This is a genomic window from uncultured Algibacter sp. (assembly GCF_963976535.1).
In the GTDB taxonomy this organism is placed as follows: domain Bacteria; phylum Bacteroidota; class Bacteroidia; order Flavobacteriales; family Flavobacteriaceae; genus Algibacter_B.
The window spans coordinates 14591-28750 of record NZ_CAXBLF010000045.1; the positions used below are offsets into that span (position 1 = coordinate 14591).

The window sequence follows — 14160 nt, forward strand, 5'->3', positions numbered from 1 at the left end:
GAATTGAAAGATGGAAGGGTTTTAAACATGCCTACAATTATCAAAAAAAAACATATTAACAGGCAGATAGATTGGCGCTCTCCCAAACACCCCTTTGAGCTACGCTCGGTATCTTCAATGAAAATATATTTTCATTTCGATAACCCTCAAGGGGACAACCTATACCAATAAACATTGTTATTAAATTCGTGAATATCTGTGTATCTCAATAATTATCGGGACGTGTCTAAAACTACTCCGTAAACTGATATCCAGCAAACCTCTCTAACACCTCATCAAAAGCCGCAAAAACATCTTTTGAAGCATCGCTAGTTACCATTTTCATGCGGTATTCTTTAAAATGCGGAATGCCTTTAAAATAGTTTGTGTAGTGGCGGCGGGTTTCAAAAACACCTAAAATTTCACCCTTCCAATCAATAGACATTTGTAAATGCCTACGCGCAGCTTCCACCCTTTCTTCTAAAGAAATTGGCCCTAAATGTTCGCCTGTTTTAAAAAAGTGTTTTACTTGTTTAAAAAACCATGGATTGCCTATACTGGCACGACCAATCATGGCACCGTCTAAGCCGTACTCATCTCGCATTTCCATAGCACGTTCAGGACTGGTTATATCCCCATTTCCAAACACAGGAATATGCATTCTAGGATTGTTTTTTACTTGAGCAATAGGTTTCCAATCGGCATCGCCTTTATACATCTGTGCACGTGTTCTACCATGAATAGCAATGGCTTTACAGCCTACATCTTGCAAGCGTTCTGCAACCTCAACAATTTTTATGGAATTGTGATCCCAACCTAAACGGGTTTTTACGGTAATAGGTATGCTGGTACGCTTAACCATTTCGGCAGTAAGCTGCTCCATTAAACAGATATCCTTTAAAATACCTGCGCCTGCGCCTTTACTGACTACTTTTTTTACGGGACAACCAAAATTGATGTCGATAATATCGGGCTTAGATTCTGCCACAATATCAATGGTTTGTAGCATGCTATCTAGGTTAGCTCCAAAAATTTGAATGCCTACAGGTCGTTCCTTTTCGTAAATATCTAGTTTCATAACACTTTTTGCGGCGTTACGAATTAAACCTTCGCTAGATACAAACTCGGTATACACCACATCGGCACCTTGTTCCTTGCATAACGCACGAAACGGTGGATCGCTAACATCTTCCATGGGCGCTAAAAGCAATGGAAAATCAGGAAGTTCTATGTTGTCTATTTTTACCAAGTTGTGATATTTTGGGCAAAATTAGGTTTTTTTTCCTTTAAAGACCTGTCAGGTTTTAAAAACCTGACAGGTCTGAATATAAATTCAACTATATTTATAAAAAATTCAATCATTGCAAATCCCTTTTGAGCCTCAATTATTCGGTTACAACATAAACATCCATCTTGTTTTAGAATATTTAGCCTTTTTTGTGGCGTTTCGATATTATGTGTATTTACGAAGAAAAAGCACTGATGTTATTTCATCAAACAACAGATTATCAATTATTCTGGGTGCTGCTTTGGGTGCGTTAATTGGCTCAAGATTAGTTGGCTTTTTAGAAAACCCGTTAATTGAATTTTCACAAAAAACCTTGATTCAGTTGCTTAATACCAAAACCATTATGGGCGGGTTGTTTGGCGGTTTACTTGGTGTGGAATTTGCTAAAAAACGTCTTGGTGAAACTCGATCATCAGGCGATTTGTTTACACTTCCTATTATTCTAGGCATTTTTATTGGTAGAATTGGATGCTTCCTTTCTGGAGTAAATGAGTTTACTTTTGGAAAAGAAACCACATCTTTTATTGGAATGGATTTGGGCGATGGTTTACTTAGGCACCCCACGCCATTATATGAACTCGTGTTTTTAATTATATTATTTTTTAGCTTAAAACACATTAAAAATAATTCAACTTTAAAAAACGGCGAACTCTTTAAATGGTTTATGATTTTATATTTCACATTTAGATTCTTTATTGAATTTTTAAAACCGAATGTGTTTTATGTTTTAGGGTTAAGTACCATTCAAATATTATGCATAATTTGTTTGCTGTATTACCGAACCACTATTATTAATCTGAAACCTAGCTTGGGAGCGCGTTAGGGATTGTAGCGAAAAGGTACTATCTTTTATGAATGTAAAGATATGAGCCCGACCCTTGTGGTATCGCCAAAATAAAAAAACTTTAAATTTTTACTACTTTTTTGGTGTTTATCATCTAATAAAAATTATGTAGGTTTGTTTTATGCTTTTTGAAGATATTTTAGGTCAGAATCATATTAAAAACCATCTCACACAAAGTGTCGATAATGGCAGAATACCGCATGCACAATTATTTGTTGGTAACGAAGGGTCTGGAACATTATCTATGGCTCTTGCTTATGCTCAATATATTTTATGCTCAAATTCTGGAGGAGAAAATAATATAGGAAACGAAGCATGTAATCTAAAATTTAAAAACTTTTCGCATCCCGATTTACATTTTGCTTTCCCTGTTACTACTAGTGATAAAGTAAAAAGCAAACCGGTTTCTAGTTTTTATCTAGAAGAATGGCGCCAGCTTTTAAATGAGCAACCTTACGGCAATCTCTTTGATTGGTACAAACTACTTGGAGTTGATAACAAACAAGGACAAATAGGTGTTGATGAAGCATACCAGATTGTAAAATCTCTTGCTTTGAAATCTTACGAGGGCGGCTACAAAGTGATGTTAATTTGGATGGCAGAAAAAATGAATACTGCCTGTGCCAATAAACTATTAAAGCTCATTGAAGAACCGCCAAACAAAACTGTTTTTTTATTGATTGCTGAAGATGAGGAACAAATTATAAATACCATTCGCTCGCGTTGCCAAATATTACATTTCCCGCCTTTGGCTGAAGATGTTATTAAAAACGCTTTAGTAAAGCAATACAATATTGATATTGGTGTGGCTACAAAAATAGCGCATCAGTCTAACGGGAATTATAATAAAGCTTGTGATTTAGTGTATCAAGATTCTGAAGATATACAGTTTGAAACTTGGTTTGTTTTCTGGATTCGAAGCGCTTTTAAAGCGAAAGGTAATAAAGCGGCTATTCACGATTTAATTTCTTGGAGTGAAGATATAGCCAAAACTGGCCGTGAAACCCAAAAGCAATTTTTAAACTTTTGTTTAGATTTTTTCCGTCAAGCTTTACTTTTAAATTATAACGCTACCGATTTGGTTTACTTAGAGCCAAAAACTGATAAATTTAAGCTTGAGAATTTTGCGCCTTTTGTTCATGGAAATAATATTATGGATATTAGTAACGAATTACAAGATGCTATTTATCATATAGAACGTAACGGGAATTCTAAAATTATTTTGACTGATTTGTCGATTAAATTAACGCGCTTGCTTCACAAAAAAGCGGAGTAATGGATGCTCCATTACAATCTTGGTACGTCATTATAAATCGAACTTCGGGTAATGGTTCGGGAAAGAAAAAATGGCCAAAAATTAAAGCGCTTCTTGAAAAATATAATTTTAATTTTCAATTTGTTTTTACCCAACATCAAAAACATAGTATTCAGCTTACTTAAAATGCCATAAGCCTGAATATAAGAAACATTATATCCGTTGGTGGCGATGGTACATTACATAATATTATAAACGGGATTATGTCTCAAAATGATGTGCCTTCAGCGGACATTAATGTTGGTGTGATTCCAATTGGAACAGGCAACGATTGGATTAAGACCCATAATATCCCTTTAGGTTTTGAAGCTGCTATTAAATTAATAAAAAAAGGGAATTTAGCAACTCAAGATATAGGTAAAATAGTGATTCAAAACAGTACCAGCCAGCCCGTGTATTTTAACAATCTAGTTGGCGTTGGTTTTGATGGATTTGTGGTTAGTAAGATTGAAAAACATAAACATCTTGGAACTTTGGCCTATTTGTATGGAACTTTAGCCAGCTTATTTTTTTTTAAAAATTTTGAATCTACGGTGCATATTAATTCAGAAGTCATTTCAGGAAAAACACTAATGTTTTTAGTTGGACTTTGTACATATTCTGGTGGCGGTATGCAACTCACAAAAAATCCAGATCCTTTTGATGGATTATTAGATGTTACGATTGCGCAAGATTTAGGCAAATTTGAAATCATCAAAAATTTAATGAAGCTTTTTAACGGAACCATTACAAATTATAAAAAAGTGATAACCTTAAAAACGGAGTCTGTTACTATTCAAATTAATCAAAAAAAATGCGCCTTACATCCAAGCAGACGGCGAATTAATTGGAATGGGAAATATAGAAGTTACTATTATTAAAAAAGCAGTTTCTTTTTATTGCTAAAAAATCGCTATTAGCTTATACTAATAGCGATTTAAAGTATTGTTATTCAGGTGTTTAAAATGTTATTCCTTTTTGTAATCCGCATTAAGCGCATCCAATATAGTTTGAGTTAAATCACTTTGGTCGTCTCCATACATAACGGTTGCTGCGGCATCACTAGTTCCCAAAATATAGTTGTAACCGTTAGTTTTTCCATAGGCTTTTACAAAATCTTTAACATTAACAATAACAGAATCTATTTCTGCTTGAAACGCTTGAGTTAATTGCTGTTGCTCCATTTGCATTTGTTGCTGTAATTGTTGTTGTTTTTGTTGTAAACCTCCCATTAGTTCTTCAGCCTTTTTTCTGTTACTTCTTGCAAGTCTTTGTGCCTCTGCTTGACCTTTTTGTGCCTCAGCCTGAAAAGCTAAACTAATACTATCTGCTCTTTTTCTAAAAGCATCTTCTTTTATTTGAAATGCTGCTTCAACATCTTTCTTTTCTTGGTAATCATTAATTACGGTTCCATTATCAACAAATCCAATTTTGTTAGGTTTTTCACAAGAAGCGAAAATTAACATCGCTAGTACTACATAAATAATATTTTTCATCAGTTTATATTTTTTTGATTGATTTGATTTTTAATCCGAACAAAAGTAATAAAGTAAGTTTTAAAATGAAGTGGAATTATTCTGATTTTAACATATAATGAAACCTTATAGTAAAAATATTAAATAATAGTTAATCTCTATTGAAAATAAATGCGTTTAAAGCGATTTAACGAGCTTTAATTAAATTGACTAGTATTTGGGTATTTGCTTAACTGAAAAAAGACTGGGCTAAACTGAAATTGATTTTAGCTGTTTTTAATGATGTAAATTAAAGACGAAGCTTCTTTTGTGCTAAGCGCTTTAATATTTGAACGCAAGCCAATCCAAAATCCTTTAATGGGATTCATTTTTCCTGTTTTATGTTTTTCAGAAAGCATGCTCACATAAAAAGAATCAAACCACATGGGTTTTACTTTTTTAACTTTTAAGGATTGCTTTGAAACCAATTTTGAAATGGATGCTTGATTAAAATGCCAAAGATGTCTCGGTACATCATAAGCAGCCCAAAATTGTTTATAATGTTTTGCATCGTAACTTTTATAATTTGGTATAGCAATTATTAAAGTTCCTTTTGGCTTTAAAAGTTTTTTAAAGACTCGAATATGGTCTTCTAAATTTGGTAAATGCTCTAACACATGCCAAAGCGTAATTACATCAAAACTATTTGATTCAAACTTTAATAGTGCTTCTATTTCAAATACCGAATTATTGGTTTTTTTATTGGCTATATGTCTTGCTTGTTCGTTTGGTTCAATTCCTGAAACTTGCCAATTATTTTGTTGTGCGGTTTGTAAAAAATCGCCTGTGCCGCACCCAACATCTAATAGGTTTTTACTTTTTGAAACTGAAGAATTTATTAAGCGTAATTTCTTTTTAAGTGAAATGGTTCTAACTAAATGATATGCTTTTTCAAATAGATTTCTTTTAGAATCTGTATGAGAAATATAATCTTCGCTTTTATAATATTCGTGTAATTTATCTGATGAAGGTTGCGGTGTGGTTTCTAAAAAATCGTATTCTAGATTTTGAATTAATTCGAATTCCTCTCCTGAAACAGAGTGGTCTTTTACTTTTATATTTTCTTTAGCCACGAATACACGAATTTTTATAATTCTTTAATCTATATGTTAATTACAATTAATTCCTCCCCTTTTTTCAAGGGGAGGTGCCTTTAGGCGGAGGGGTTCTTGTTTTGTTTTTAAAAGTGGATTCCTGCCTGCGCAGGAATGACAAAAATCAAATTTAAAACTTTATGTTCCACGTGGAACATATCAAATCACAAATGCCGATTATCGGCTTAGCGCCCCATATAAACCAATAAAACTGAAATGTCATTAGGTGAAACCCCGCTAATCCTAGATGCTTGAGAAACGCTTGTAGGTTGTACTTTTTTCAACTTTTCTCTAGCTTCATAACTCATAGATTTAATTTGTGAATAATCGAAATTCTCTGGAATTTTTACATACTCTAATCTCGTTAATTTATCAGCATTATTTTTTTCTTTAGTTATATATCCAGAATATTTTACTTGTATTTCGGTTTGTTCAATGACTTCTCTATCCAGATTATTATCTTGTATATAAGCTTCAACACCTTCAATTTTCCTAACGTCATCCATTTCAATATTTGGTCTTGCAAATACTTTAAAAAGCTTCCCAGATTGTTTTACTCCAGCTGACTTTTTAGACTCTAAAATTGGATTTATAACTTCTGGTTTTACGCTTGTAGTTTCAAAAAATTTGACGAATTTTTCAGCAGCCTCATGCTTTTCTTCCATACGCTTTAAACGCTTTTCTGAAGCTAAACCAAGTTTAAATCCTTTTGGTGTTAATCTTTTATCCGCATTATCCTGACGCAACAAGGTTCTGTATTCAGCACGTGATGTAAACATCCGATAAGGCTCTTCTGTGCCTTTTGTAATCAAATCATCAACAAGAACACCTATATAAGCTTCATCTCTTCTTAAGGTGAAAGGGTCTTTTTCTTGAACTTTTAAACTCGCATTTATACCTGCCATCAAGCCTTGTGAAGCAGCTTCCTCATAACCCGTTGTGCCATTAATTTGTCCAGCAAAGTATAGGCCATCAACAAGCTTTGTTTCCAAAGTATGCTTTACTTGTGTTGGTGGAAAATAATCATATTCTATGGCGTAACCTGGTCTAAAGAACTTAACGTTTTCAAAACCAACAACAGAACGCAATGCTTTAAACTGAACATCTTCTGGCAATGATGTAGAGAAACCATTTACATAAACTTCGCATGTATTCCACCCTTCCGGCTCAATAAATAATTGGTGTTGATCTTTATCTGCAAAACGATTTATTTTATCTTCTATTGATGGGCAATAACGTGGCCCGATACTTTTAATTCGACCATTAAACATGGGCGATCTATCAAAGCCTTCACGAAGCAAATCATGTACTTCAAGACTCGTGTAAGTCATGTGACATGATCTTTGATTTTCTAATGGTTTTGTAATATCCAAATAGGAGAATTTTTCAGGTGTTACATCTCCTGGTTGCTCTAACATTTTAGAGTAATCTAAAGATCTTCCGTCAACTCTTGGTGGTGTTCCAGTTTTCATTCTACCAGATTCAAAACCTAAATCGACAAGTTGTTCCGTAATTCCAGTTGCTGCTCTTTCGCCCGCTCTTCCTCCTCCAAAATTCTTGTTACCTATGTGAATTAATCCATTTAAGAAAGTCCCGTTTGTTAAGACAACCGACTTTGCTTTTATTTGAATTCCCAAAGATGTTTTTACACCAACGACTTTATGATTCTCTATTAATAATCCAGATACCATTTCTTGATAAAAGTCAAGATTAGGCGTTCCTTCTAAAAGCAATCTCCAATCTTCAGCAAAACGCATTCTATCACTTTGCACTCTCGGACTCCACATCGCAGGTCCTTTAGATTTATTCAACATTTTAAATTGAATAGCAGATGTATCAGAAACAATACCGCTATACCCACCAAGGGCATCAATCTCCCGTACAATTTGCCCTTTAGCAATACCTCCCATAGCAGGATTACAAGACATTTGCGCAATGTTCTGTAAGTTCATGGTAACAAGTAGTGTTTTGCTTCCCATATTAGCGGCAGAGGCTGCGGCTTCACTTCCTGCGTGACCCGCTCCAACAACTATTACATCATAAACTTCGTTAAACATGATTACTACCTCTATTTATATCAAAACGTTTCGACTGCGCTCAACGTGACCTCATTCATAATTTATTTTCTAACATGTTCCACGTGGAACACCTTATAATAGGTTTCCATCTTCATGGAAATTAATTTGCAAATATACGTTGAAATCTTTAAAACACTAGTTTTTAGCCAAAGACAAAAACTATGATTTAGATTCCCGCTTTATTCATTAACGTATAATATAAATTCATGAATTCATGAATCTTCGATTTCACGAGAATGATAATTTCAATTGAAACCTCAAAATAAACTTTGAGAATTCCTATAAAATCCTAAGCTAATTGAGATAAGTAGTGGTTCTCCTTTTCACGCATTACCTTAGCGTCATCATCAGTTTTATCTTTATAGCCACAGTAATGAAGTATCCCATGAATGATTACTCGTTGTAATTCTTCATCAAAAGAAGCCTTAAACTCTTTGGCGTTTTCTACCACTCTTTCAACTGATATGAAAATGTCCCCTTGTATAATTTTTCCCACTGAATAATCAAAGCTAATTATGTCTGTTAAAGTATCATGTTTTAAGAATTCTACATTCAATTTATGTAGATATTCGTCATCACAAAACACATAATTAATCTCTTCTAATTTGTGTTTTTCAGAAATAATAGCATCAGTTATCCATTTTGAAATATAATCTTCTGAATCTAATTTAAATTCTGTCTCGTAATTGAAGTTAATCATTCGCTTTTTTGAAATATTCTTGCACCTTCTTTTTGTAAACTTGCTGCAAAGGTAAAGCTTGTCGATTTAATATTTCTGTAGTTTGAAAATATTGTTTTGCTGTAGGGATTTGATTATTCGTGTTATTATCAAATCTATTATTATTGGTTTCAGATTCTCGTTTATTATCCTCGCCTTGTTGAAAAGTGGCGTTTTCAAGCTTCAATAATTGATGTTTCAATTCCATCATCTTTTGAAGTGTTTGCTGCGTAAAACCCTTATTCAGTAAATCCAACTCAATATCTTCCATTTTCCTAACTAGAGCATCTCCGTTTCCACTTTTCCCTTCTTTTGCTAGCTTATCTTGAAGCGCTTGTCTTAATTGTTGCTGTTGTTGATAAATTTGATAAAGTAGTCCATTTAGATCTTCGTTCGTCCCTTCACCTTCGCCACCAGTTTGCTGACCCTCTTTACCTTTCTCTTTTCCCTCTTTTCCAGACTTACCCTCTTTACCCTTTTCTCCTTCTTTTTCACCTTGTCCTTCTTGTTTTCCTTCTCCCTCTTTAGGCTTACCTTGCTCTCCCTTTTTCATGCCATCTTCCATCATCTTATTAAGCTGCTCTTGACTCATAATGATATCTGGTAACTGCATGTCGCCTTCGCCTCCTTTGCCGGCACTCATGTTCATGTTATCTTGCATGTTATCCAATACATTGCTTAAAAAATCTGCTAAATTATTTGCAGCTGTAACCGTGAATTGTTGGTTTGAAACCCCTTGGTATAATTGATTCTCCGCCAGTAAACCCAATGCTTTATCAATATTATAATACACTTCTGTGATTTCCTTATTAACCTGTTCTGAAAGTTTTGGTTGTCGAAGCGATAACGCAAATAAACTATCATCAATATGTTCAAAATGTTCTCGTAAATTATTTTGCTTTTTTAAATAGGTGGCAAACTTATTATGATTAATTTCAATAGACTTAAATTGATCCATGAGCGCTTCTTGATTAAAAGAAAATAAGACCAAATTATCTAATATTTGACGCAGTACATCCGCATCTTCTTGCATTTGCTCTCCGCCTCCAGATTGCATGGAGCTTTGCATTTGCTTACTCATTTGCTTCATTTTTTGAGCCGCTTTCTTTTGACTTTTTTGAGCGTTTTTTAAATTTTGTTTTTGCTCTTCAGTAGGTTCTTTTTGTCCTTGTTCAGAGCCTTCATTTTGCTCCTTTTTTTCTAATTCTTCTGAGGCTTTTTGCTGCTCTTTTTCAACTTCTTTTTCATCCAATTTATCTCGAGGAATTTCAATGGGCTTTTTTAAAGCCTTACTATCTCTTTCTAGTTCTTCAATTTGCTTTTTAAACGCTTCAAACTGTTTATTTAAATCGTCTTGTTTCTCTTTGGTGTTTTCCTCTTCAGATTTATCAGATAGTTTCTCTTGTTCATCAGCCAATTTCTCCAAATCATCTCTCAGTTTTTCTAACTTTTTCTCTACATAAAACCGCTTAGTTAACTCTAAAAGCTGCTCTAAACTTCGCTTTTTATTTTTATTTTGTTTTGCAAGCTCTTCTAATTTTTTAATTAAATCTTCTTGCTTTATCTTCTCTTGAAGCTTTTCAATTTCTTTTAATAGTTTCTCGTCTTTCTTCAGTTTCTCTTCATTGTCCTTTAATCGCTCTTTTAAATCTTCTTTAAATTGATCTTCTTTTGGGTTGTCCTTTTGAAACTCTTCTAAATTATCTTTTAACTTTTTATTGAAATTTTTCATCATCTCGTCTTGCTGTTTCTGACGCTTAAAAAATGATTCTAACTTCTTTTTATCGTTAAAATTTAAATTCGATTTTTCTTTTTGAGTTTTTGTTAATTCTTCTAATTTCTTCTCTTGTTCGTCAAACTTTTCTAAAGACTTATTTAAATCTTTAATTGTTTCATTCTGCTCTTCCAGATTCTTTTGTGTTTCCTCATCTTTGGTGCGCTTTCTATAGGTAAACACATTGCTTTTTGCACTTTTAAATCGATTAACTATATCATTATCAAATACTTGAAAATATAATTCATAAGAAATGCCTTCTTCAATATTTAAATTATTAGGAAATGCACTGATAAATTCTGCGATGTTTGAATTTGAAATGGGAATCGCTTTAAACAGTTTATCTTTTTCATTTTCAGACGGGTAATACACCAATTGCAGTTTGTTAAAACCATAATCGTCGCTCACTTGTCCGTAGAAATAAAGTGTCTGTAAATCCAAACTATCTTTCTCAACTTTTAAATTGATTTCTGGATATTCATCCTTTACAACATCAATACTAAAGGCTAAATTCTCGTAGTCTTTTAGGTTTTTATTACTCGTGCTTAACGTATAATCGAAATTGCTAAACACGCGCTTCGAAGCTTCAAAAACACCCGCTTTATCAGAGCTAAAACCAACAGTGTCTTTTGCGTATAGAAAAACTTCATCCGTAGACTTTGTTTTAAGTTGCCATTTTACACGCGTTCCTTCAGGAACCAAAGCATTCCCAGTGCTTTTTAATATTTCATCTTTCTTTTTAGTATAACCTGGGTAATCTAAAACCATTTCAAAACTTAATAATGATGGCGTTTCCACAACATCTATAGTATAAGGTTTTGAGGTTACATCATTAGCTAATAACTGAAATGTAATAGGGTCTTTTGGTTGTGTAAATACATACTCGAATTCGCCAACAGCTTTTTGTTGCAGAAAATAAGTTTCGTCATTATATATTATTTGAGCACTTTCTGGTGTTACCTCTCCTGTTGTTTTTACAATAAGTTTAAAATCTTTATTTTCAATAGCATCTAAACTTTCATTCACCACAAAAAACTGAAATGGTGCTGGTGGTTCGTAAGCGGTTTTATAATGAACAACTCGTTTATAGCTATCGTTAAACCAATCAAAATTTCCTGTAAAAAAGGTTAAAAGCAAAATAGCAATAGGAATAGCCGCATATTTTAAATACCCAATATTATTCTTAAAATTAACCGCTAATTTAAACGGAATGGGCTTTAATTCTGAGGACTTTTGATCAATACTTGCCAGTAATAATTCCGATTTAGAAGTATTTTCATTAAGCTGCAATACATTCAACAGTTTATCATTCACTTCAGGAAAATGCTTTCCAATAATTTTTGAAGCCACCTCATAATTTATCCCTTTTTGAAGTTTGAATAACTTTGCCAATGGAATAAAAATAAACTTGATAAGCAAGCCTAATTCAACAGCAATAAATAACCAGAATAAAACAGTTCTTGACGTTGTATTTAGCCATAAAATATGCTCTATAAAAAGGGTAAACAAAAAATAAAGTAAACCAATAGCAAAAAATAAGATGGCGCCTTTAAGCAATTCATTAGTATAATATCGCCTAATGAATGATTCTAATTTGCTTTGTATGTCTTTAAAATTATTCATGATTTGGGTAGATTTCCGCCCCTGCCTGCCTGCAGGCAGGTTCGCGGAAATGAAAAAACTGGTTTAATAGACTAAACTACAATTTTATTTTTACAAGAATAAAAAGTACCTGATAATTTAGGGTAATATTGGGAAGTCATTTTGACACGGATTTCACAGATTCTCACAGATTTTTTATGGATAAACTATTTTATCCGTGTAAATCTGTGAAATCCGTGTCTTAAAAAACGTCTTGATAATTGTATCTTTGCCACAAATTTACAAAATATGACTAAAAATGTTCGTGTACGTTTTGCACCAAGTCCAACCGGACCTTTACATATAGGAGGTGTTCGTACAGCTTTATTCAACTATTTATTTGCTAAAAAGCATAACGGAACTTTTATTTTAAGAATTGAAGATACCGACCAGAATCGTTATGTTGAAGGCGCAGAACAATACATCATTGACGCTTTAAATTGGTGCGGACTAGAATTTGACGAAGGGCCGCAGATTCCCTTCTCCGAGGGAATGAAAAAAGAGTCTTATAGACAAAGCGAACGCAAGCATTTATACAAACAATATGCCGATGAGTTGATTGCATCTGGCAACGCGTATTATGCTTTTGATACTTCTGAAACCTTAGACTTTCACAGAAAAGACCACGAAGCTAAAGGAAAAACCTTTATCTATAATTGGCATAACCGATTAAAATTAAGTAATTCTTTATCGCTTAGCGCGGAAGACGTAAAAGCTAAATTAGATGCTGGTGAAGATTACGTGATTCGATTTAAATCACCTCAAGATGAAACTTTGCATTTAACAGATATTATTCGTGGTGATATTAAAATTGACACCAATGTTTTAGATGATAAAGTCTTGTTTAAAAGTGATGGCATGCCAACCTACCATTTAGCCAATATTGTAGATGATCATTTAATGGACATCTCGCATGTTATACGTGGCGAAGAATGGTTGCCATCTTTAGCATTACATTATCAATTATACAACGCGTTTGGATGGGAAACTCCTGAATTCGCGCATTTACCTCTTATTTTAAAACCTACAGGAAAAGGGAAATTGAGTAAACGTGATGGTGATAAATTGGGCTTTCCTGTATTCCCGTTGCAATGGAAAGACTCAAAAACAAAAGATGTTTCTAGAGGTTATAAAGAAGATGGTTATTTCCCAGAAGCCATGGTTAATTTCTTAGCCTTTTTAGGTTGGAATCCTGGAACGGAACAAGAAATTTTCACATTAGATGAATTGATTGAAGCTTTCGATTTAAAAAAAGTAAACAAATCGGGTGCGCGTTTTGATCCCGATAAAATTAAATGGTTTAATCATTATTACATGCAAGAGCAAAATAATGATGTTTTAGCTGAAGCTTTTAAGCTAATTGTGGATACGAATTTAAACGTCATTGCGAGTGAAACGAAGCAATCTGTTTCTAACGATGAGATTACCACGTCGCTAACTCCTCGTAATGACATAGAATTAAACTACATTAAAATGGTTGTTAGTTTAATAAAAGAACGCGCCACCTTTGTTTCAGATTTTTGGGATTTAAGTCACTTCTTCTTCACTGCGCCTACTTCTTATGATGAAAAAGCTTCCAAAAAGGCTTTTAAAGAAGATACTAAAGCGTTAATGTCTCAACTAATTGAAATAGTAAATAATATTGACGATTACAACGTTACGACAATGCAAACCGATATTAAAGGATGGATTACAGCCAACGAGATTGGTTTCGGTAAAGTCATGATGCCTCTACGTTTAGCTTTAGTTGGCGCTTTACAAGGTCCGGATGTGTTTGATATTATGTTTATGATTGGGAAAGCGGAAACGGTTAAACGGATTGAAAAGGTTATTAATGGCTTATAATAGTCTTTTCTCAAAAGCTATGTACTTGACTTTGTAAAACATTTCGGCTATCTTCGTTTAACAACCCATAAAGTTCATTAAAACGGAACTT

At 33.5% G+C, this 14160-nt stretch carries 10 protein-coding genes and 1 pseudogene; 5 read left to right on the plus strand and 6 right to left on the minus strand.

Annotated features, from left to right (window positions below):
• Positions 1–232 precede the first annotated feature (232 nt).
• On the minus strand, positions 233–1228 hold the full coding sequence (gene dusB, locus AAC024_RS11870) for a tRNA dihydrouridine synthase DusB (RefSeq protein ID WP_339895653.1): 996 nt from the start codon (positions 1226–1228) through the stop codon (positions 233–235).
• A gap of 112 nt (positions 1229–1340) precedes the next feature.
• Here dusB and AAC024_RS11875 point away from each other — a divergent pair, with 112 nt between their 5' ends.
• The 4 genes and pseudogenes from AAC024_RS11875 (at position 1341) to AAC024_RS11890 (ending at position 4286) form a co-directional block, all read left to right on the plus strand.
• Positions 1341–2090: a prolipoprotein diacylglyceryl transferase family protein gene (locus AAC024_RS11875; RefSeq protein ID WP_339895654.1), complete on the plus strand. Its 750-nt coding sequence runs from the start codon at positions 1341–1343 to the stop codon at positions 2088–2090.
• Between the two features lie 142 nt (positions 2091–2232).
• Positions 2233–3387, plus strand: a complete 1155-nt coding sequence (locus AAC024_RS11880; protein WP_339895655.1) for a DNA polymerase III subunit delta' — start codon at positions 2233–2235, stop codon at positions 3385–3387.
• Positions 3387–3731: pseudogene (locus tag AAC024_RS11885) on the plus strand (acylglycerol kinase family protein); the annotation flags it as partial. The gene AAC024_RS11880 and the pseudogene AAC024_RS11885, both read left to right, overlap by 1 nt.
• A 129-nt stretch (positions 3732–3860) precedes the next feature.
• The gene (locus AAC024_RS11890) at positions 3861–4286 is read left to right on the plus strand and encodes a hypothetical protein (RefSeq protein WP_339895665.1); all 426 of its coding nucleotides are present in this window, start codon (positions 3861–3863) and stop codon (positions 4284–4286) included.
• Positions 4287–4373: 87 nt separating this feature from the next.
• Here the strand turns inward: AAC024_RS11890 and AAC024_RS11895 are convergent, their stop codons facing one another.
• From AAC024_RS11895 to AAC024_RS11915, 5 genes are all read right to left on the minus strand, one after another.
• Positions 4374–4901 carry an OmpH family outer membrane protein gene (locus tag AAC024_RS11895; protein WP_339895656.1) on the minus strand — a complete coding sequence of 176 codons (528 nt, stop codon included), beginning with the start codon at positions 4899–4901 and terminating at the stop codon, positions 4374–4376.
• A gap of 245 nt (positions 4902–5146) precedes the next feature.
• Complete coding sequence (locus AAC024_RS11900) at positions 5147–5992, minus strand: class I SAM-dependent methyltransferase (protein ID WP_339895657.1); 846 nt, start codon at positions 5990–5992, stop codon at positions 5147–5149.
• Positions 5993–6198: 206 nt separating this feature from the next.
• Entirely contained in the window at positions 6199–8070 is a 1872-nt protein-coding gene (gene mnmG, locus AAC024_RS11905) for a tRNA uridine-5-carboxymethylaminomethyl(34) synthesis enzyme MnmG (protein ID WP_339895659.1), read from the minus strand.
• 310 nt (positions 8071–8380) lie between these two features.
• Entirely contained in the window at positions 8381–8791 is a 411-nt protein-coding gene (ybeY, locus tag AAC024_RS11910) for an rRNA maturation RNase YbeY (RefSeq protein WP_339895661.1), read from the minus strand.
• Positions 8784–12206 carry a DUF4175 family protein gene (locus AAC024_RS11915; RefSeq protein ID WP_339895662.1) on the minus strand — a complete coding sequence of 1141 codons (3423 nt, stop codon included), beginning with the start codon at positions 12204–12206 and terminating at the stop codon, positions 8784–8786. The genes ybeY and AAC024_RS11915 overlap by 8 nt, the downstream gene beginning before the upstream one ends.
• 267 nt (positions 12207–12473) lie before the next feature.
• Here AAC024_RS11915 and gltX point away from each other — a divergent pair, with 267 nt between their 5' ends.
• The gene (gltX, locus tag AAC024_RS11920; protein WP_339895664.1) at positions 12474–14069 is read left to right on the plus strand and encodes a glutamate--tRNA ligase; all 1596 of its coding nucleotides are present in this window, start codon (positions 12474–12476) and stop codon (positions 14067–14069) included.
• Positions 14070–14160: the final 91 nt, after the last annotated feature.

Bases quoted from the DNA above. Each gene is read 5' to 3' on its own strand.
- AAC024_RS11895 (WP_339895656.1), bottom strand. From the start codon at position 4,901: ATGAAAAATATTATTTATGTAGTACTAGCGATGTTAATTTTCGCTTCT.
- gltX (WP_339895664.1), top strand. From the start codon at position 12,474: ATGACTAAAAATGTTCGTGTACGTTTTGCACCAAGTCCAACCGGACCT.
- ybeY (WP_339895661.1), bottom strand. From the start codon at position 8,791: ATGATTAACTTCAATTACGAGACAGAATTTAAATTAGATTCAGAAGAT.
- AAC024_RS11915 (WP_339895662.1), bottom strand. From the start codon at position 12,206: ATGAATAATTTTAAAGACATACAAAGCAAATTAGAATCATTCATTAGG.
- mnmG (WP_339895659.1), bottom strand. From the start codon at position 8,070: ATGTTTAACGAAGTTTATGATGTAATAGTTGTTGGAGCGGGTCACGCA.
- AAC024_RS11880 (WP_339895655.1), top strand. From the start codon at position 2,233: ATGCTTTTTGAAGATATTTTAGGTCAGAATCATATTAAAAACCATCTC.